The sequence below is a fragment of the Methyloceanibacter superfactus genome, from assembly GCF_001723305.1.
Classification (GTDB): domain Bacteria; phylum Pseudomonadota; class Alphaproteobacteria; order Rhizobiales; family Methyloligellaceae; genus Methyloceanibacter; species Methyloceanibacter superfactus.
Genome location: NZ_LPWF01000028.1, coordinates 19,100 through 39,659 on the forward strand (window position 1 = coordinate 19,100; position 20,560 = coordinate 39,659).

Consider the following 20,560-nt stretch of genomic DNA (forward strand, 5'->3'; position numbering starts at 1 on the left):
CTCGTTAGGCTTAACGGTTGGTTGCGAGGCGGTCTGCCCGCCCCGGTGCTTAGAAGTCCCTCAACCTCTTTGCGATAGCTAGCAGTGAATTGCAAATCGGATTGCGGGGAACAAAGATCGTGAGCGTTCTGGTCACCGGCGGGGCCGGCTTCATCGGCAGTCACATGGCGCTCGAGCTGCTCGAGGCCGGCGAGGACGTACTCGTCCTCGACAATCTGTCCACCGGTTTCCGCTGGGCGGTCCCCGACGGCGCCAAGTTCGTCGAGGGCAATGTCGGCAACCACAATCTGGTGCGCCGGCTTCTGCTGCGGAACTCCGTCGACGCGATCCTTCACTTCGCCGGCTCCATCGTCGTGCCAGATTCGGTCGCCGATCCGCTCGGCTATTATCTCAACAACACTTGCAATTCGCGGTCGCTGATCGCTTGCGCGGTGGAGACCAAGATCCCGAACTTCATCTTCTCGTCGACCGCCGCGGTTTACGGAATTCCGAAAATCAATCCGGTCACCGAGGACGCGGTGCTTCAGCCGATCTCGCCTTACGGTAGCTCCAAGCTGATGACCGAGACCATGTTGGGCGATACGGCCAAGGCGCATCCCTTACGCTTCGTGGCCTTGCGCTATTTCAATGTCGCCGGCGCCGACCCGCAAGGGCGCAGCGGACAGTCGAGCCCGCGGGCGACGCATCTGATCAAGGTGGCGTCCGAGGCGGCACTCGGTATGCGGCCCTATCTCGAAGTTTTCGGCACCGACTATGAGACGCCGGACGGCACCTGCATCCGCGACTACATTCATGTGAGCGATCTTGTCCGCGCCCATCTCGACGCGCTTCGTTATCTTCGCGCGGGCGGAGAAAGCATCGTGCTGAACTGCGGCTATGGCGAGGGCTACTCGGTGCTCGATGTGGTCGAGGCGGTGAAGCGGGCTTCGCACACGGATTTCGCGGTTCGCACCGCCGAGCGCCGGCCGGGCGATCCGGCCGCATTGGTGGCGGGCGCCGATCGTATCCGCGATGTGCTGGGCTGGGAGCCCCGGCGCAACAATCTCGACACGATCGTCGAGGATGCGCTGTCCTGGGAGAAGCGGTTGAGGGACCATCGCGCCGGCTCCCGCGCCGCGTCCTAGAGTTTCACGGTTTTCGCCTTTTCAGCGTCCAATACGCTCTGCACAATCAGGGTCCTTGTGTCGAATCGCTTGGATCGCTGAGGGGACGCATGAATTTGCGCAAATGCGCGTTTTTTTCCCGCCGGACTCGCCGTGGCACTGGCCGTGAGCCTTACCGCGCTTTTCCCGCCGTCGCCGGCCCGGGCCGCCGATGCGGTGGCCACCTATAAGAAGGCCGTCGAAGCGCAGTTCGCGCAATGGCTGCAAGGCCTTTGGCCTGAGGCAGAAGCGGCGGGCGTATCGCGCAAGACCTTCGAGACGCAATTGAAAGGGCTCAAGCTCGACTGGTCCTTGCCGCAACTCGAGCCCCCCGATCCGGCTTACCCCGGTGGCCCGGCCATGCCACAAGCGATGAAGCCCAAGCCGAAACCGCAAGCCGAGTTCGGCGTGCCGGAAAACTACTTCAAGAGCCGCAGCCTGAACGCGCTGGCGGCGGGCGGGCGGGTTAAATACAAGCAGCTCGCGCCACAGCTGACGGCGATCCAGAAACAGTATGGCGTGCCGGCGAGCATCATCCTTGCCATCTGGGGCCGGGAAACGGGTTTCGGCCAGGCCGCGCTTCCCTATGACGCCATCACGGCTATCGCGACGCAGGCCTTCATGGGGCGGCGGGCGGAAGAATTCCGGCCGCAGCTCATCGGCGCCCTCAAGATCATCCAGCTCGGACATGCCACGCGGGCTGAGATGAAGAGCTCCTGGGCCGGCGCGATGGGTCACACCCAGTTCCTGCCCGGCGACTTCGAGGACTACGCGGTCGACTTCGACGGCGACGGGGATCGCGATATCTGGAGCTCGGTGCCGGATGCGCTCGCCTCGGCCGGCAACTCGCTGCACAGCCAGGGCTGGGACGGCAAACAGCCTTGGGCCTATGAAATCGAGCTGCCCAAGGGCTTCGACTGCACGCTGCAAGGCCCGGATCAGGCGCTGCCAATCCGTGAGTGGATAGATCTTGGTGTGCGGCGGGTGCGCGACCGGCCCTTCCCGGAGGAGCGGCTAGGCGATTGGACTTTCCTCGTCCTTCCGGCCGGAATGAAGGGGCCGGCCTTTCTCGCCACCACCAACTTCTCGGTGCTCAAGCTCTATAACAACTCCGACGTCTACGCGATCTTCGTCGGCCATGTGGCCGACATGATCGCCTACAACGCGCCGGCCGAGTTCGTCGGCGAATGGCAGCCGGTCGAGCGCTTTACCCGCGATCGGATGTTGCGATTCCAGGAGGTGCTGGTGGCGCAGGGGCACGACGTCGGCAAGGTCGATGGTCTTGTGGGCTTCAAGACACGGCAGAGCATTGGCGAGCAGGAGAAGAAGTTCAAGCTGCCGCTCACCTGCTACCCGAGCGAGGCTTTGGTCGGCCAGGTGCTCAAGGCGGCAAGCGCCCAATAAGGCCGGTGAAATATTGTCGGGCTCGGAGTTGGCTGCCTAGGTTTTGCCCGGTCCGGTTGCTAGATTTGCCTTATGCGAATCGCTGCCCCCCCTAAGACATTGATGTTCGGCGCTGTCTCGGCCTTTTTGTGCGGCCTGGTGCCGTCCGCTCCGGCCCAGGCGGACAAATTTCAGACCTGCGTGAAGAGCTTCTGGCCGGCGGCCAAGCGTGCCGGCGTGAGCTGGGACACCTTCGAGCAGGCTACGGCGGGAATCACGCTCGATAAGGAAGTGATCGAATCCGCCAATTACCAGCCCGAATACAAGAAGCCGGTTGGCGAATATGTGGACCGTGCGGTCTCGCCGAAGCGGCTCGAGAAGGGCAAGGAGAAGCTCGTCGAGTACAAGGCGTTGCTCGATCAGCTCGAGGCCAAATACGGCGTCGACCGGCACATCATCGTGGCCATCTGGGGTGTCGAGTCCAACTATGGCGACAATCCCGGCGACAAGAATGTCATCCAGTCGCTGATGACGCTGGCCTGCTCCGGCACCAAGGCGAAATTCGCGCGTGGGCAGATCGTATCCGCCCTGAAGATCCTTCAACGCGGCGACGTCACTCATCAGGCGATGAACGGCTCCTGGGCCGGCGCCATGGGCCACACGCAATTCATTCCCACGACCTATTCGGCTTACGCCGTCGATCAGGACGGCGATGGGCGGCGCGACATCTGGGGCACCATCCCCGACGCGCTCGGCTCGACGGCGGCCTATCTCAAGGTCTCCAAGTGGATTCCCGGCCAGACCTGGGGCTATGAGGTCCGGCTGCCCAAGGGCCTCAATCCCAAACGGATCAGCGAGAGCACCTATAAATCGCTGGGGCAGTGGGAGAAGCTCGGGATCGTGCGGATCAACGGTAGGCCCTTCCCCCGCCCGGGCGACAAGGCGACCTTGTTCGCACCCGAAGGGACCGACGGGCCGGTCTTCCTCGTGCTCAACAATTTCCGCTCGATCCTCCGCTACAACCAGGCAAAGTCCTATGCGCTTGCCGTGGGCCATCTGGCCGACCGTCTTGCCGGCTATGGGCCTTTCGTCGTGCCATGGCCCACGGGCGAGAACCGGTTGTCGCTCGAACAGCGCATGGAGCTGCAGCAGGACCTGATCACGCTGGGGCATCTGGAGGGCGAGGTGGACGGGATCATCGGCAGCGGCACGCTGGAGGGCATCCGGTCCTATCAGCGCGCCAAGGGCCTGCCGGTCGACGGCTATCCGACGCTGACCATTCTGAAGAGGCTGAGGGCGGAGGCACCGCCGCCGGCCCGCCGCCTCCCGCGGCGCCTGCGCCCGCAAAGGCTGAAAATCAGGTGGTACCGGCAGCGCCCCCGGCGGCGCCTGCCAGTGGGGCGACCCAGGTGGCGCCGGCCACGACCGCCGTGCCCAAGAGGGCGCCTCCGCCGAATTAATGCTATAGGGGTTCTCTCCTTGGCCCAGGCGAGCTAAGGGACGACCCGATCTATAGGGGTTAGCCAATCGATGTCTCGTACCGCGTCCTGTCACTGCTCCAACCGCAGCGTGCCGGCCTTGCGTGCCAGCTTGCGAAGCCTGGCGCTTGCCGTGGCGGCGATTCTGCCGGCATTGGTGATGGCTCTGGCGCCCCAGCCGGTGGCCGCGCAGGACACCCCATCGCATCGCAGCTATATCAATCCGTTCCCCAACGGCGATCGCTATCGCATCGTGGTGCTTGGCGATTCCCTCGGCGATGGGCTCTGGGAAGGGCTCTACCGAGCCTTCGACGACGACGCCACGCTCGAGTTCATCCAGCGCTCGCAGAAGTCCACCGGCTTCGTGGATACGGGCCGCTACGACTGGAACGGCGAGATCGATCAGATCTTGAAGGACGACAAGTTTCAGGTCGCCGTGGTGATGTTCGGCGCCAATGACGACAAGCCGATCAAGAAGGACGGGAAGTGGTTCAAGGTCGGCACAGAGGAGTGGCGCGAGGCCTATGGCGCGCAGGTGGAGACTTTCATCAAGAAGCTGCGCGCCGCCAACATCGCCACCTATTGGGTGGGGTTGCCGGTCATGCGTGCGCCGGGGCAGACCAGTGACGCCGAGAAGCTGAACGACGTGTTCCGCGAAAAGGCCTTCATCAACGGCGCCAAATATATCGATACGTGGAGCGGCTTCGTCGACGAGCAGGGCCGGTACAGCGCCTACGGGCCGGACATGTCGGGACAGGTGAAGCGGCTCCGGTCCGATGACGGCGTGCATTTCACCATGCGCGGCTATCTCAACTGGCTCATTTCGTCGAGAAAGAGCTGCGCAAGGATTTGGGGCTGGCCAAGGCCGAGCGGAATATTCCGCTTGCGGGCAATGAGCAGGAACAAGCGAAGGTGGTGAATCGGTTCACGCCGTCGCGCCCGGCGCCCGCGCCGCAAGAAGCTGCCGAGGTGGACGAACTCGATGCCGCGTCCGAGGACGAAGAAGAGGTGGACGGCGAGCAGGCTGCCTTGCAGGAAAGTCAAGTCGGCGAGGTCAGTGTGGTCCGGCCGACGATTCCCGATGCAACACTCCAGGCCGACAGGCTGGCATCCCAGCCGGCGATTGTCGCCACGACCGAGCCCGAAGTGATTACCGCGGAGCTTCCCGGAGGCTTTACCGCCGTGGCCACGATCTCGGCGGTCACCGATCTGTCGCTCGCCTCGTCGCGTCCCCGCTTGCCGTTGTCTCAACGGCCGTATTACCGGGTGTTGATTAGGGGCGAGCAGCTCGAGCCCAAGTCGGGCCGCGCCGACGATTTCGCCTGGCCGCCCAGCTAGCCGGCGATTGAGCCGACCCGCTGCTAGCGCGGCAGGTCGGTCTTTCCCATCAGGAACTTATCGATCGAATGGGCCGCCTGGCGGCCTTCGCGGATGGCCCAGACCACCAGCGACTGACCGCGGCGCATATCGCCGGCGGCGAACACTTTGGTCCGCGAGGTGCGGTACTCGATCTCATTCGCCTTGACGTTGCCGCGGGGGTCGAGCTCGAGCCCGAGCGCCTTGATCATGCCGTCCTGCACCGGGTGCAGGAAGCCCATGGCGAGGAACACCAGATCGGCGGGGATCGTGAACTCGCTGTCCGGGATCGGCTTCATCTGCTCATCGAGGCGGATGCATTCGAGCTGCTCCACCTTGCCGTTTACCGAGGAAGCGGCTCGTGGCCACGCTGAAGTCGCGGGCGGCGCCCTCGCCTGGCTCGACGAGGTGCGGAATTTCAATGGCCAATGGGGCCAGGTGAGCGCCTTGTTCTCCTGCTGCGGCGGCTGCGGCATGATCTCAAGTTGGGTCACGGAGGTGGCGCCTTGGCGGAAAGCGGTGCCGATGCAGTCTGAGCCCGTATCGCCGCCGCCGATGACGACGACCTGCTTGCCCTCGGCCAGGATCGGCTCGACGTCGCCAAGCGGCTCGCCGGAGACGCGGCGGTTCTGCTGCGGCAGATAGTTCATGGCGAAATGGATGCCCGCCAGTTCCCGGCCCGGCACGTTGAGGTCGCGCGGATGCTCGGCACCACCGCTCAACAGAACCGCGTCGTAATCGCGCTCGAGCTTCTGGATGCCTACGTCGTGGCCGACATTGACGTTGTAGTGGAAGGTCACGCCCTCGGCTTCCATCTGCGCCACGCGGCGTTCGACGATGTACTTCTCCATCTTGAAGTCGGGGATGCCGTAGCGGAGCAAGCCGCCCGCGTGGGCATGCTTCTCGTAGACATGCACGTCGTGGCCGGCGCGGGCGAGTTGCTGCGCCGCGGCCAGCCCGGCGGGGCCAGAACCGACGATGGCGACGCGCTTGCCGGTCTTTTTGCTTGGCGGCTGCGGCTGGGTCCAACCTTCCTCAAACGCCTTGTCGGCGATGGAGCACTCGATGGTCTTGATGGTGACCGGCTCCTCGATGATGTTGAGCGTGCAAGCGGCTTCGCAAGGCGCCGGGCAAATGCGGCCCGTCACTTCGGGGAAGTTGTTGGTCGAATGGAGATTCCGCGCGGCCTCCGCCCAGTCGGCCTGGTAGACGAGGTCGTTCCAGTCGGGGATCTGGTTATTCACCGGGCAGCCGGTGTGGCAATAGGGAATGCCGCAATCCATGCAGCGGGCGGCCTGGCGCACGACCTCGGCGTCGCTCGCGGGGATCACGAACTCCTTGTAATGGCGCACGCGATCGGAGGCCGGCTCGTAAGCCCGGTCCTGTCGATCAATCTCAAGAAAGCCCGTGATCTTGCCCATCAGACTCACGAATCTCCGCCCATCTTCATCTCAACAACCTCGGGATTGGCTCGCCAAGTCCAAGGATCCTCGTCAGCGTATCGCAATTCCGCGTGGCAGGACCACAGCCTGGGATCAAAGCCCAGGACGTAGCCGCTATCCTGCCTGATTATTTGCCGTTTCCGCGCAGACCGATCTCGATTTCCCCGAGGCCAGTCGTGTCGGCGACCTGCTGCCGCGCCATCTCTTCCAAGGCGCGCCGGTACTCGACCGGCATGACCTTGATGAATTTCGGCAGATATTCCGTCCAATTGTCGAGAATGTCCCGGGCGCGCTTTGAGCCCGTGTAGTGGAGATGGTTCTCGATCAGCTGGTGTAGCCGCTCCTCGTCGAAGCGCGTCATGTCGGACAGATCCACGAGGCCGTGGCTCTCGAGATCGTTGCCCTGGTGGCGCCTATGTTCCATGGCCTGGTTCTCGCTCGGGATCGGCTCGAGATCGACCATGGCCATGTTGCAGCGCTGCTCGAAATCGCCGTCCTCGTCGAGCACGTAGGCAATGCCGCCGGACATGCCGGCCGCGAAGTTGCGCCCGGTCGGGCCGATGACGGCGATCACGCCGCCGGTCATGTACTCGCAGCCATGATCGCCGGTACCCTCGACCACGGCGATGGCGCCTGAATTGCGCACGCCGAAGCGCTCGCCGCCGACGCCATGGAAATAGCATTCGCCGCCGATGGCGCCATAGAGCACCGTGTTGCCGACGATGATGGACTTCTCCGGCACGATGCCCGACTCCGCCGGAGGACGGACAATGATACGGCCGCCGGAAAGGCCCTTGCCCACATAGTCGTTGCCTTCGCCGACGAGATCGAGCGTGACGCCATGCGCCAGCCATGCGCCGAAGCTCTGACCGGCGGAGCCCTTGAAGCGAATCCAAATGGTGTCGTCGGGGAGGCCGGCAATGCCGTAGCGCTTGGCGATCGCCCCGGACAGCATGGCGCCGGCGGTGCGGTCGACGTTGCGGATCGGCAGGTCGAGCTTGACCGGCTTCTTGTCCTCGATCGCCTCGCGGCAAAGCTCGATGAGCTTGGTGTCGAGCACCTCCTCGAGACCGTGATCCTGGCGCTCGGTATTGCGGATGGCGGTGCCGGCCGGCACCTCGGGCTTGTGGAACAGCTTGGTGAAATCGAGCCCGCGCGCCTTCCAGTGGTCGATCGCCTGGCTCTTATCGAGAACCTCGGTCCGGCCGATCATCTCGGCAAAGGAGCGGAAGCCGAGCGCGGCCATGTGCTCGCGCACTTCCTCGGCAACGTAGAAGAAATAGTTGATGACATGCTCGGGCGTGCCGTTGAACCGGGCGCGCAGCACCGGGTCCTGCGTGGCGATGCCCACCGGGCAGGTGTTCAAGTGGCACTTCCGCATCATGATGCAGCCGGCGGCGATCAAGGGCGCGGTGGAGAAGCCGAACTCCGTCGCGCCGAGCAGCGCGCCGACAACCACATCGCGGCCCGTGCGCAAGCCGCCGTCGACCTGCACGGCGATGCGGCCGCGCAGGTGGTTCAGCACCAGCGTCTGCTGCGTCTCGGCGAGACCGATCTCCCAGGGCGAGCCGGCATGCTTGATGGAGGTGAGGGGGGAGGCACCGGTGCCGCCCTCGAAGCCGGCGATGGTGACGTGGTCGGCCATGGCCTTGGCCACGCCTGCCGCCACGGTGCCGACGCCGATCTCGGAAACGAGCTTCACCGATACGTCGCCTGTGGGGTTGACGTTCTTGAGGTCGAAGATCAGCTGCTTCAGATCCTCGATCGAATAGATGTCGTGATGCGGCGGCGGCGAGATGAGACCTACCGCCGGGCGCGAGTGGCGCACCTTGGCGATGGTGGCGTCGACCTTGTGGCCGGGAAGCTGACCGCCTTCGCCGGGCTTGGCGCCCTGCGCCATCTTGATCTGCATCATGTCGGAGTTGACGAGATATTCCGTCGTCACGCCGAAGCGGCCCGAAGCCACTTGCTTGATGGCCGAGCGCATGGAGTCGCCGTTCGGCAGTGGTGTGAAGCGGTCCACTTCCTCGCCGCCTTCGCCGGTGTTGGAGCGTCCGCCGATGCGGTTCATGGCGATGGCGAGCGTGGTATGCGCCTCGCGGCTGATGGAGCCGAAAGACATGGCGCCGGTGGCGAAGCGCTTGACGATTTCCTCCGCCGGTTCGACCTCGTCGAGCGGAACGGGCGCACGGCCCATCTCCTCGGCATCCCTGAGGCGGAACATGCCGCGCAAGGTGAGGAGCTCTTCCGACTGCTCGTTGATCGCTTGCGCGAACGCGCGGTATTTCTCGGGCAGCTGGCCGCGCACGGCATGCTGCAAATCGGCGACGACTTGCGGCCGCCAGGCATGGGTCTCGCCGCGCACGCGGAAGGCATATTCGCCGCCGACTTCCAGGGCGTTCTTCAGCACCGGCGCCTCGCCGAAGGCCAAACGGTGACGCTCGACCGTCTCGCGCGCGACCTCCTCGAGGCCGATGCCCTCGACCTGCGTGTGCGTGCCGGTGAAATATTTGGCGAGGAAATCGGTCCGCAAAGCCACGGCGTCGAAGATCTGCGCGCCGCAATAGGACTGATAGGTCGAGATGCCCATCTTGGACATGACCTTGAGCATGCCCTTGTCGGTCGCCTTCATGTAGCGCTTGATGGCTTCTTCGGCGGTCAGCTCCTCGTCGAGTTCCGGCAGCATCGCCTCGATGGTCTCGAAAGCGAGATAGGGGTTGATGGCCTCGGCCCCGTAGCCCGCCAGCGTGCAGAACTGGTTGACCTCGCAGGCCTCTCCGGTCTCGACCACGAGGCCGACCGAGGTCCGCAAGCCGCAACGGATCAGATGATGATGCACGGCGCTGGTGGCGAGCAACGAGGGGATCGGGATTCGATCAGGGCCCGTCGCCCGGTCCGACAGGACAATGATGTTCTCGCCCGCGCGCACGGCCGCCTCGGCCCGCTGGCAGAGCTTCTCAAGCGCGCGGCCCATGCCGCCCGCGCCTTGGTCGGCCGGGTAGGTGATATCGAGGGTCACCGTGCGAAACTGGTTGTCGGCGACCTCGCCGATGGCACGGATGCGCTCCAGGTTCTCGTTGGTAAGGATGGGATGCGCCGCCTCGAGCCGCTTTTGCTTCGAGGTGCCTTCGAGGTCGAGCAGGTTGGGCCTGGGACCGATAAAGGTCACCAGCGACATCACCAGTTCCTCGCGGATCGGGTCGATCGGCGGGTTCGTCACCTGCGCGAAGTTCTGCTTGAAGTAGGTGTGCAGCAGCTTGGGCCGGTCGGACAGCGCCGAGATCGGCGTGTCCGTACCCATGGAGCCGATTGCCTCCTGGCCCGTCTGGGCCATGGGGACCATCAGGAACTTGATGACCTCTTGGGTGTAGCCGAAGGCCTGCTGGCGATCGAGCAGGCTCACATTCGTGCCCGATGAAGTCGCCGGTCCACCGGGCAGCTCATGCACGCGGATCTGCGTGCGGTCGAGCCATTGCTGATAGGGATGCGCCGCGGCGAGCTCCGCCTTGATCTCCTCGTCGGAGACGATGCAGCCCTTCTCGAGATCGATGAGCAGCATCTTGCCCGGCTGCAGCCGCCACTTCTCGACGATCCGCTCCTCGGGGAAGGGCAGCACGCCGGTCTCCGAGGCCATGACCACGAGACCTTCGTCGGTGACGAAATAGCGGGCCGGCCTAAGGCCGTTGCGATCGAGCGTGGCGCCGATCTGGCGCCCGTCGGTGAAGGCCATGGCGGCGGGACCGTCCCACGGCTCCATGAGGCAGGCGTGATACTCGTAGAACGCGCGGCGCTGGGCATCCATCAACGGGTTGCCGGCCCAGGCTTCCGGGATCAGCATCATAGCGGCATGGGCGAGGCTGTAGCCGCCCTGCACCAGGAATTCGAGCGCGTTGTCGAAGCAGGCGGTATCGGACTGGCCTTCGTAGGAGATCGGCCACAGCTTCTCGATGTCCGGGCCGAACAGCGGCGAGGATACGCTCGCCTGACGGGCCGCCATCCAGTTGACGTTACCGCGCAGCGTATTGATCTCGCCGTTATGGGCGACCATGCGATACGGATGCGACAGCTTCCAAGACGGGAAGGTGTTGGTCGAGAAGCGCTGATGCACCAGCGCGAGCGCCGAGGCGAAAGCCGGGTGATGCAGGTCCTGGTAGTAGGCGCCGAGCTGGTAGGCGAGGAACATGCCCTTGTAGACCAGCGTGCGGCAGGACAGCGACACGGTGTAGAAGCCGATGTCGCGGCCGCCGGTCTCGCCGTTGATCGTGTTGGAGATGACCTTGCGCAGCAAATAGAGCCGGCGCTCGAAATCAGCCTCGTCCTCGATACCCGGGCCGCGGCCGATAAACACCTGGCGATGGGTGGGCTCGGTGGCGACCACCATTGGTGACAGGCACGCGTTGTGGGTCGGCACGGTGCGCCAGCCGAGCATCTTCAAGCCCTCGGCCTCGACGACGCGCTCGACCACGGATTCGCAATAGATGCGCTGCGCCTGATTGGACGGCATGAACATGTGGCCGACCGCGTAGTGACCGGGCTCGGGCAGCTTGATGTTCAGCGGCGGGCAGACCTCGCGGAAAAACGCGTGAGGGATCTGCACCAGAATGCCGGCGCCGTCGCCGTCGCGCGGGGTCGCGCCCGCGGCGCCGCGATGGGTCAGGTTCTCGAGGATCTGCAAGCCATGCTTGATGATCGTATGGCTCTTGCGCCCCTTCAGGTCGGCGACAAAGCCGACGCCGCAAGCGTCGTGCTCGAAGGCGGGATCATAGAGTCCTTGCGCCTGCGGCGGGGAGGGCCTCGCCACAGTCAGGGGTCCGGGAATGAGCGCACGGGGTGCCATCGTTTTTCATGGAACCTCGGCCCTCGCCATAAGCACGAGGCGGGGCCTGTTAGGAGTTTGGCGAACAGCCAGCCTCTTCACCAAAATAAGCCACCAGCATAGAGCCTATGGGGCTAGAGCAAAGAACCGGCCTTTAGGCGGCTAGCGCCCCTTGCGCTAGCGGATGCGATGCAAAGACCGATTTTGCCTCTCCAAGAGAAGCCCTTAGCCTTGCGCCGCAGCCCCCAATACAAAGGTCAGCAAGCCTGTCCTATCTAGTGTCAAAATGACAGATTTCCAATGGGTGCACAAGCAGGATTCGGCGCATTTGGCCCCCGGGATACAGCGCGCCGTTCACCGTGTTCTGGCGGAGCCGTGATTTGACGTGAGCACGTCGGCGCTGGCCTACTCAGGGCCCAATTAAGCCTGCCGGGACGCTCCATGTTCCGGCCCTATCGCTTGACCCACGAGGAGCTGACATGACTCGCGAAACGAAGAAAATATCGGGTGTGGCCGTAGCATCCGCCTTTGCCGCCGCCCTTGGGATTGCCGCCTCCAGCCAGGGCGCTGTGGCCGCGGACGAGAAGGAGAAATGCTATGGCGTGGCCAAGGCGGCCGAGAATGACTGCGCCGCCGGTGAGGGCACCTCTTGTGCCGGCACGTCCAAGATCGACTATCAGGCAATTCCTGGAAGCTGGTCCCTGCGGGCACCTGCACCACCATGGAACTGCCGGGCGACCGTAAAGGCAGCCTCGAGCCGCTCGACCGCGACCTGCCGCCCGCGTAGTAGCGATGGCGCAACGCCAGACCGGTCCGATCCCGCCACGCGCCGGGGTCGGGCTGAAGCCCCAGCATTATCGCGACATCCTCGACGCCGAGCCCGATATCGGCTGGTTCGAGATCCATGCCGAGAACTACATGGGCGAGGGTGGGCCGCCGCACGCCTACCTCACGGCCGTGCGCGAGCGGTATCCGTTGTCGCTGCACGGCGTCGGGCTATCGATTGGCGGCAGCGGGCCGCTCGACAAGGATCATCTCGCGCGGCTGAAGGCGTTGGCCGACCGTTATGAGCCGGCGCTGTTCTCCGAGCATTTGGCCTGGTCGAGCCACGACACCGTTTATCTCAACGATCTCCTGCCGCTGCCCTACACGGAAGCGACGCTCGCCACGGTCTGCGGCCATATCGACGAGGTGCAAGAGGCGCTTGGGCGCCAGATGCTGCTCGAGAACCCGTCCACCTATGTGGCCTTCGCCGCGACCTCCATGAGCGAGGTCGAATTCCTGCGCGAGATCGTGCGGCGCACCGGCTGCGGGCTTTTGCTCGACGTCAACAATGTCTTCGTCCAGGCGGCCAATCACGGGTTCGACGCGGCCGCCTATGTCGACGGCTTCCCGGCCGAGCATGTGGGCGAAATCCATCTCGGCGGTCATGCCGAGGACGCCGACGACGACGGCTCGGCGCTGCTCATCGACGATCACGGACGCGAAGTGGCCGATCCGGTCTGGGCGCTCTACGCCCGAGCGCTCGCGCGAACGGGGCCGACGCCGACCCTGATCGAATGGGACAACGATGTGCCCGCATGGGCCACGCTGTTCGCCGAGGCGCGGCGGGCCGATGCGGTGATCGCCGATACGGTCTGGTCTGATGCTCTCTCGGCCGACCAGCACGGCAGTTGCGTGGCAGTGTGATGCCGGGGCCCTCGGAACTTGAGGCCGATTTCGCCCGCGCCGTGCTCGATGCCAAGGCCGATGTGCCGGCGCCGCTTGTTCGGGAAGCGCCCGGGGTGCCGGCGCGTCGCTTCGGCGTCTACCGGAACAATGTCTATGCGAGTCTGATCGACGCGCTCGCGGCGCGTTTCCCCGTCACCGCGCGGCTGGTGGGCGATGCGTTCTTCCGCGCCATGGCGCGCGCCTATGCGGAGACGGCGCCGCCCAACTCGCCCGTGCTGCTGCGCTACGGCATGGGCTTTGCCGATTTCATCGCAAGCTTTCCGCCGGCCGGACCGGTCCCCTATCTCGCCGACGTCGCCCGGCTCGAATGGGCTTGGCATGCGGCGTATCACGCGGCGGATGCCGCGCCGCTGCCGCTCGAGGCTCTGGCCGAAGCCGTCGGAGATGCCGCATCCGCGACCCTGACGCTGCATCCGACGCTTCACGTCGTGCGCTCGGTCTATCCGGTCATCACCATCTGGCACCTCGCGGCGCGAGAGGGTGAGGATGAGCCGGCGCGGATCCCGGCCGACGGCGAGGACGCCCTTGTCGTCAGGCCCAAGCTCGACGTGGAGGTGCGCCGCTTGCCGGCAGGCGGTGCGGCGTTTGTCCTCGCGCTGAAAAGCGGTGCTTGCCTTGAGCAGGCGGCGGAACAGGCGGCGCAAGAGGTGGCGGGGTTCGACCTTGAGGCCAATTTGGCTGGGCTCGTGGTCAGCGGCGCCATTGTCGGCGTCGGCGCAGAACCTTAACGAAACCTTTCACCAATAGATGAATCTCGTTAAGCCGCGCGTAAGTTGTGAGGCGTAGACTCTATCTCAGCCGCCGACACAGTTTTGCGTATTGCGCGGCACTCCTGGCAGGTTCTCTCCCATTGGCACCTGCGAACTGAGAAGGGCGCCCTCGCTCACGGAGGACGCCCTTCTTGTTAGCGTAACAATGCTGATCGGACGGTCGCTAGGCGGCGGCCTTGCTGTCGATCACCTTGGGCTTGTCGGCTTCCGTCTTCGTGGTGATGGCGATGGTGCGGGGCTTCATGGCCTCGGGCAGTTCGCGCACCAGATCCACATGCAGCAAGCCGTTCTCGAGGCTGGCGCTCTTCACCACGACATAGTCGGCAAGCTGGAAGCGCCGCTCGAAGCTGCGCGAAGCGATGCCGCGATGCAGGAAGGTGGCGTTCTCCTGCTCTTGCTCGGTGCGCTTCTCGCCACGAATCGAGAGCGTGTTCTCCTTCACCTCGATGTCGAGGTCGCTCTCGCCGAAACCGGCGACGGCCATGGAGATGCGATAGGCGTTCTCGGCGACCCGCTCGATATTGTAGGGCGGATAGCTCGGGGTCTCGCCCTCGAACGAACTCAACGTGTCGAGCAGGGAGCCGACGCGGTCGAAGCCGATGGTGGAGCGATAAAGGGGGGTCAGATCGAAGTGTCTCATGTCACATCCTCCGCAAAGAAGCGATATGGTCTTGCCCGCTCTCGTACCGAGCCGGGCGGTTCTCAAAAACGCAAGCCTGACGGCCTTGCGCAGCGAGGGATATGGGAACGCCGCATATTCTCGTCAAGAGGGCTACCGTGCTGAAAATAAAGGCAAATAGTTGAGGATGCCGCGGCGCTGCCGTGCAGAGGCACGTTCCCGCGCGCCACGCGGCAAGGCTGTGGCCATGAGGCCTGGCGCTGCTATAAGACTTTTGCGCCCCGGCGCGCGTTCGCACCGGGACTAGGGGCCGTTCAGGTATGGATCTCGTCTCGACACCGAAGAACCCGATTCCGCTTGGGGCATCGTCGGGCTATCTCGACATCCGCAAGGGAGTCCGGGTTCGCTATGCAAGCTGGCAGTCGGCGTTGCGCGAGCGGTCCGGCACCGTGTGCATATTCCCCGGCCGCAACGAGTTCATCGAGAAATATTTCGAAGTGGTGGGCGAATTGCGCCGCCGCGGGTTCGCCGTTGCCGTGCTCGATTGGCGCGGGCAGGGGTCGAGCCGGCTGACGCGAAGCCTCATGAAGGGCCATGTCCAAAACTTCAGCGACTATGAAGAAGACGTCGCTCATTTCATGAAGTCGGTGGTGCTGCCGGACTGCCCGGCACCCTATTACGCGCTGGCCCACTCCATGGCCGCGACAGTGATGTTCAAGGCCGCGACCAAGCGAGGCTGCTGGTTCAGCCGCATGGTCATGACGGCGCCCATGGTGAAGCTCGAGGGGTTGCCCATGGCCCAAGGGCTGTGCGGGCGGCTCGCCGACGGCCTCACGTTGTTGGGCTTCGGCAAGCGCATGGTGCCGGGCGGCGAGAAGGACTACTGGAATAGCGAGGTCTTCGAGGGAAACCCGCTGACCTCCGACCGGGAGCGCTTTTTCCGCAATATCTCCGTGCTGCACGCGGCGCCCGGGCTGGCGGTGGGGCCGCCGACGATCGGCTGGCTGAATGCCGCTTGCGAGGCGATGTCAGAACTGGCCGATGAGAAATTCGCGCCGCGCATCCGCATCCCGGCCCTCATGGTCGCGGCGGGCGACGACAAGGTGGTGTCGAGCGAGGCCATCGAGGATCTTGCCTCGCGGCTCAGAGCCGGCTCTCAGCTCGTGCTCAGAGGCGCGCGCCACGAGATCCTGCAAGAGCGGGATTCGATCCGCGAGCAGTTCTGGGCGGCCTTCGACGCCTTCGTGCCGGGCGTTGCCTTGAGCAAGGCCGGTTAGCCCGCCAGCATCTCCATGGCGAGAGCGTGCAAACGCGGATCGCCGGCGGCGATGATGCGGCCGCCCTCCCTCGGATCGTTGCCTTCCCAGGTCGAGACAACGCCACCGGCTCGCTCGACGATGGGGACGAGGGGCAGGATGTCGAATGGCTTCAAGCCGCATTCGACCACGAGATCGATGTGACCCAGCGCCAGCAGGCAATAATTGTAGCAGTCGCCGCCGAAGCGCCTGAGGCGCACGGCGCGGCTTAACCGTTCGAAAGGTTCGGCATCGCCGCCCTCGAACATATCCGGCGTGGTGGAGGCGAGAACGGCATCGGCCAGCGTGGCGCAGGGGCGCACATGCATGGTCGTGGTTTGCCCATCACGACGGAAGAACGCGTCCCGCTCGCCGCTCCAGAAGCGCTCGCGGGTATAGGGCTGGTCCATCAGGCCGAGAAGCGGCGCGCCGCCGGACGTGAGCCCGATCAGCGTGCCCCAGAGCGGCTGGCCGATGATGAAAGCGCGCGTGCCGTCGATCGGATCGATGATCCAGCAATAGGAGGAGCTGCCGCGGCTTTCGCCGAACTCCTCGCCGATGATGCCGTGGGACGGGCAGGCCTCGGCCAGCGCCTGCCTGATGGCGGTTTCCGCGTCCCGGTCCGCTGCGGTGACGGGATCGAAGGCAGCGCCTCCTTTATGGTCAACGGCCAGGCCTGTCCGAAAATGCGGCAATATGACCGCGCCCGCCTTATCGGCAAGCGCATGCGCAAGGGCCATATAGGCCTCGAAATCGGCTTGTTCGGGCTTGGTCACGGATCAGGCTTGGCGGCGTTTGCCCTTAGGAGTCAAGGCTTCAGGGGTGAATGACGGGCCGAAGGGCCAAAGGTCAGGACTTCCCGGCAATCACGTGACAGTTCTGCACCAGTGTCTCAAGAATGCCGCGGCCAGGGTAGAGCTATCTTGATTTTTGTGCGCCGCAATGACATATTGTTGCAATGCGGCATGGCTCTCCAGGCTGTGCCGCTGCCCTCCTTGGGCGTTTCCTCCCTAGACTTGGGCCGTTCGTTCAATCGGACGGCCCATTTTTTTTTGAATTGCTGCGTCCCCGGCTATTCGGCAGCGGCGCGTGGAATAGCTAGGCCCGGGATGCCGGGCACGAGGCCGCGCACCATGGTCTCTAGACTGGCGCGCAGCCGCTCGAAGCCGGCCGATTTCTCGAATCGCGTCTCGTCCATATAGAGCGCCCGATTGATTTCAATTTGAAGTACGTGCTGCGCCTTGTGTGGACGGCCGTAATGCTCGGTGATGTAGCCGCCGGCATAAGGCTTGTTGAGCGCCACGGCATAGCCTTGCGCTTCGAGCTGGCTCGCCGCGAGCCGGGTGAGCTCGCCGCTGCATGACGTGCCGAAGCGGTCGCCGAGCACGAAGTCCGGCCGACCCATGCTCTGCGCCGCGACCGGGTTGGACGGCATTGAGTGGCAATCGATCAGCACGCAGAGCCCAAATTCCCTTTTTGCTTCAAGGAGAAGCGTGGAGAGCGTCTCGTGATAGGGCGTGTAGAGTCGGTTGATGCGCTCCAACGCGGCTTCCACCGATAGGGGCTCGCGGTAGATCTCGTCGGACTCCGAGACGATGCGGGCGATAGTGCCGAGCCCGCCGACCACGCGCACCGACTGGGTGTTGGCATAGTGGGGAAGGCCGTCGCGGAACAGCACCGGATCGAGTTCGTAGGGCTCCCGGTTCACGTCGAGATAGGCGCGGGGAAAATGCGCGTGGAGCAGGGGCGCGCCGAGATCGGGGACGAAGCCGAACAGTTCCTCGACGAAGGAATCCTCGGAGCGGCGCAGGGTGTGCGGGTCGAGCCGCGAGGCGGCCAGAAAGGTGCTGGGGTAGATGCGCCCGCTATGGGGTGAGTTGAATACGAGGGGAACTTTCAGTTCCCCCGGCCGCGCCACGAAAAACGGCGGGTTGAGCTCCGTTTCGATCGCCTCGGCCTCGCTTAGGCTCATGGCCAATCCTTGCGCTGGGCCGTGATGCGGGGTCCGCCGGCCTTGAGAATCCTAGCCTGTAAACTCTGCCAACGAGAGTTGAACCTGTCTAGGCGTGTTCTGCCTTGTGCCCGGCCCAAATAGAAGCAATGATTTGGAGTTCAGTAAGGGGGCGATCCAATTGGTCTTTTTGGCCAAGGGCAAGCGGTCGTTTACCAAAGTCGTGTACGCCCTATCAGGCGAGAGTTGAGGGGGACGGGGAATATGGAGGCGAACGATCCACGGGCACGCAGCGTGCAGCGTATTCTGCTTGCCGAGGATGACGAGGATATGCGCCGCTTTTTGGTCAAGGCGCTCGAGAAGGCCGGCTACGACGTGGTGTCGTTCGGCAATGGGCTCGACGCCTATGAGCGGCTGAAGGAAGAGCCCTTCATGCTCCTCCTCACGGATATCGTGATGCCGGAGATGGACGGCATCGAACTGGCGCGCAAGGCCACGGAACTCGATCCCGATCTCAAGATCATGTTCATCACCGGTTTCGCCGCCGTGGCGCTCAATCCAGACAATAACGCGCCGAAAGACGCCAAGATCCTGTCGAAGCCATTCCACCTGCGCGATCTAGTGGATCAGGTGGAGCGGATGCTCGCGGCGTAAGGTCGAGGGGCGAAACGGCGGGTTGCCTTCGCCCATCACCACCCATATAGAAGTCGCCTTGCCTCGAGGCAGCGGGCGGTTAGCTCAGCGGTAGAGCACTACGTTGACATCGTAGGGGTCACTGGTTCGATCCCAGTACCGCCCACCATCTTAAGGTCTTGCCCCGACTCAGTTTTCGGCAAGAGACCTGCTCCTCACAATATGACCGGAACCTCAGCTGGCACAGTTCTGTCACAGCGAGAGGTTTCCCTATGGCGACGATCCGTAAGCGAGGAGCGAAGTGGCAAGTCCAAATCCGGCGGGTGGGCTTCCCCTCTGTCACACGTTCCTTTCTGATCCGCAAAGACGCTGAAGCTTGGGCACGACAAACAGAGGTCCAGGCCGATCGCTCTGAGCTGCCGAGCGACCCGAAAATCCTGCACCGCATCACCCTTGGTCAGCTCGTCGAGCGATACCGGGACACGGTGAGTCCGAAGAAGCGAGGATACGAGGTCGAGAGGATTGTACTCACGGCCTTCCTTCGTCATCCGATCTGTCGAAAACCCCTTTCCCATATCCGCACAGAGGACTTTGCGACGTATCGAGACGAGAGGCTCAAAACGATCAGCATGACGAGCCTCAAGCGCCAGTTGTCTCCTCTGCACAATCTCTTTGAAGTGGCACGAGATGAGTGGGGCTTGCCTCTGCCCGAGAACCCCTTGGGTAAACTTCGACTCAGTGCTTCTCAACGCAGACGCGAACGTAGGCTCAATGAGGGTGAGCTCGACAGGCTTATGGCTGCAGCTGGGTCATGTCGCAATCCGCTGATCGTTCCTATCATCCTGTTTGCCGTGGCCACTGGTATGAGACGCGGAGAAATACTGAACGTGAGATGGGACCACATCGATAGGGAGGGACGTTCGCTGCTGATCCCGCACACGAAGAACGGTCACTCTCGGACACTTCCACTGATGAGAGAGACCACCGAGGTCTTAGACACGCTAAGCGAGATGGGAGATTGGGTATTCCCAATGTCGGGCAATGCCTTTCGGTTGGCATGGGACCGGCTCAGGGCACGAGCAGGCCTAGCTGACCTGCACTTCCATGACCTCAGGCACGAAGCGATTAGCCGGTTCTTTGAGCGCGGTCTTACAGTTCCAGAAGTAGCGCTCATCAGCGGTCATCGAGACCCTAGGATGCTGTTTCGGTACGCACACCCCATGCGCTGTAAAATTATTGAAAAGCTCGACTGTTGATGAAGTCGATGCTCGCAGAAAGCGCTATAATTAGGATTTGGGGGGGTGGTGATGAATGCAATTAAAGTGATCGGTGCAGTTTATGTCGTTATGGGATTCGTGAGCGCTCTTATTATTTGGGCCACTGTTAGCCGCAATGACTGCATTGATGCGACCGGGGTATTAGGCATTTATTGCAACACCGGCATTGGCATTTCGCATGCTGTATCGATACTCTTATGGCCGTTTTTCTGGCTGTAAGCTGCGTGGGGTAATCCTATGGGCACATCGCAGCGAGTAAGCCGTGGCATAGCTCTCCCTCCGTAGTGAACCCCAAGCCCTAAACAGATAAGAAGAACGAGAAGTGGTTCGTCGAGGAAGGGACGAAAGGCTGAAATCGCATGCCACAACTCCGGCTCAATAACGTTCGCTGGATGTCACTGCGAGAGATTGCCGAGTTGTGGGCGCCTGAGCTCGGCTTGCCTAGCGGCCTCATTCTGCGTGAGCTCCAGTTAGCCATCATAAACTTCCAACGGTGGGAGGAAGGTAAGGACCAACTCGCGGAACTGCCTCTTGACCATGATTTGCCTGACCCTGATGAGCATGTTGATAAACCGTGGCTCGAAAAGTTTTGCGAAAAGCAGGGGTGGGAGGAACCGGAGTTTTGGTTCCGAAAATACGAGCAAGCGCAACGCTTTCCCGGTAGGCC

At 63.4% G+C, this 20,560-nt stretch carries 15 protein-coding genes, 1 tRNA gene and 1 pseudogene; 12 read left to right on the top strand and 5 right to left on the bottom strand.

Going from position 1 to position 20,560, the window contains the following annotated elements; all coding sequences use genetic code 11:
- Positions 1-119 precede the first annotated feature (119 nt).
- From galE to AUC69_RS10800, 5 genes are all read left to right on the top strand, one after another.
- A complete protein-coding gene (gene galE, locus AUC69_RS10780) occupies positions 120-1,124 on the top strand; it encodes a UDP-glucose 4-epimerase GalE (protein ID WP_069442274.1) in 1,005 nt (334 codons plus the stop codon).
- Positions 1,125-1,256: 132 nt separating this feature from the next.
- Positions 1,257-2,546, top strand: a complete 1,290-nt coding sequence (locus AUC69_RS10785) for a lytic murein transglycosylase (RefSeq protein WP_158008090.1) — start codon at positions 1,257-1,259, stop codon at positions 2,544-2,546.
- Positions 2,547-2,648: 102 nt separating this feature from the next.
- Complete coding sequence (locus tag AUC69_RS10790; RefSeq protein WP_069442161.1) at positions 2,649-4,022, top strand: lytic murein transglycosylase; 1,374 nt, start codon at positions 2,649-2,651, stop codon at positions 4,020-4,022.
- A gap of 33 nt (positions 4,023-4,055) precedes the next feature.
- Positions 4,056-4,922: an SGNH/GDSL hydrolase family protein gene (locus AUC69_RS10795; protein WP_083239341.1), complete on the top strand. Its 867-nt coding sequence runs from the start codon at positions 4,056-4,058 to the stop codon at positions 4,920-4,922.
- Positions 4,916-5,341 (top strand): hypothetical protein, encoded by a 426-nt coding sequence (locus tag AUC69_RS10800; protein ID WP_069442163.1) that lies wholly within the window; start codon positions 4,916-4,918, stop codon positions 5,339-5,341. The genes AUC69_RS10795 and AUC69_RS10800 overlap by 7 nt, the downstream gene beginning before the upstream one ends.
- Positions 5,342-5,364: 23 nt before the next feature.
- Here AUC69_RS10800 and AUC69_RS10805 read toward each other — a convergent pair whose 3' ends face one another.
- Both AUC69_RS10805 and gltB read right to left on the bottom strand, forming a co-directional pair.
- The gene (locus AUC69_RS10805; RefSeq protein WP_069442164.1) at positions 5,365-6,780 is read right to left on the bottom strand and encodes a glutamate synthase subunit beta; all 1,416 of its coding nucleotides are present in this window, start codon (positions 6,778-6,780) and stop codon (positions 5,365-5,367) included.
- 148 nt (positions 6,781-6,928) lie between these two features.
- Positions 6,929-11,638 (bottom strand): glutamate synthase large subunit, encoded by a 4,710-nt coding sequence (gltB, locus tag AUC69_RS10810; protein ID WP_069442165.1) that lies wholly within the window; start codon positions 11,636-11,638, stop codon positions 6,929-6,931.
- Positions 11,639-12,096: 458 nt separating this feature from the next.
- Here gltB and AUC69_RS16410 point away from each other — a divergent pair.
- The 3 genes and pseudogenes from AUC69_RS16410 to AUC69_RS10820 all read left to right on the top strand — a co-directional run bounded on the left by AUC69_RS16410 (position 12,097) and on the right by AUC69_RS10820 (position 14,076).
- Positions 12,097-12,404 (top strand): annotated as a pseudogene (locus AUC69_RS16410) (BufA1 family periplasmic bufferin-type metallophore).
- Between the two features lie 5 nt (positions 12,405-12,409).
- The gene (gene bufB, locus AUC69_RS10815) at positions 12,410-13,306 is read left to right on the top strand and encodes an MNIO family bufferin maturase (protein ID WP_069442166.1); all 897 of its coding nucleotides are present in this window, start codon (positions 12,410-12,412) and stop codon (positions 13,304-13,306) included.
- Positions 13,306-14,076: an HvfC/BufC N-terminal domain-containing protein gene (locus AUC69_RS10820; protein ID WP_069442167.1), complete on the top strand. Its 771-nt coding sequence runs from the start codon at positions 13,306-13,308 to the stop codon at positions 14,074-14,076. The genes bufB and AUC69_RS10820 overlap by 1 nt, the downstream gene beginning before the upstream one ends.
- 205 nt (positions 14,077-14,281) lie before the next feature.
- Here AUC69_RS10820 and AUC69_RS10825 read toward each other — a convergent pair whose 3' ends face one another.
- Complete coding sequence (locus tag AUC69_RS10825) at positions 14,282-14,758, bottom strand: Hsp20 family protein (RefSeq protein ID WP_069442168.1); 477 nt, start codon at positions 14,756-14,758, stop codon at positions 14,282-14,284.
- Between the two features lie 299 nt (positions 14,759-15,057).
- On the opposite strand from AUC69_RS10825, the gene AUC69_RS10830 reads away from it, so the two are divergent.
- Positions 15,058-16,014 carry an alpha/beta fold hydrolase gene (locus tag AUC69_RS10830; protein ID WP_069442169.1) on the top strand — a complete coding sequence of 319 codons (957 nt, stop codon included), beginning with the start codon at positions 15,058-15,060 and terminating at the stop codon, positions 16,012-16,014.
- On the opposite strand, the gene hisN is transcribed toward AUC69_RS10830, so the two are convergent.
- Positions 16,011-16,808 (bottom strand): histidinol-phosphatase, encoded by a 798-nt coding sequence (gene hisN, locus AUC69_RS10835; RefSeq protein ID WP_244500214.1) that lies wholly within the window; start codon positions 16,806-16,808, stop codon positions 16,011-16,013. The two genes, AUC69_RS10830 and hisN, sit on opposite strands and share 4 nt — an antisense overlap.
- Positions 16,809-17,104: 296 nt before the next feature.
- Complete coding sequence (locus tag AUC69_RS10840) at positions 17,105-18,004, bottom strand: N-formylglutamate amidohydrolase (RefSeq protein ID WP_069442170.1); 900 nt, start codon at positions 18,002-18,004, stop codon at positions 17,105-17,107.
- A 273-nt stretch (positions 18,005-18,277) separates the two neighbouring features.
- Here AUC69_RS10840 and cpdR point away from each other — a divergent pair, with 273 nt between their 5' ends.
- From cpdR to AUC69_RS18595, 3 genes are all read left to right on the top strand, one after another.
- A complete protein-coding gene (gene cpdR / locus AUC69_RS10845) occupies positions 18,278-18,637 on the top strand; it encodes a cell cycle two-component system response regulator CpdR (protein WP_069442277.1) in 360 nt (119 codons plus the stop codon).
- Positions 18,638-18,710: 73 nt separating this feature from the next.
- Positions 18,711-18,785 (top strand) — tRNA-Val (locus AUC69_RS10850).
- Positions 18,786-19,245: 460 nt separating this feature from the next.
- Positions 19,246-19,872: a site-specific integrase gene (locus AUC69_RS18595; protein WP_280136642.1), complete on the top strand. Its 627-nt coding sequence runs from the start codon at positions 19,246-19,248 to the stop codon at positions 19,870-19,872.
- Positions 19,873-20,560: the final 688 nt, after the last annotated feature.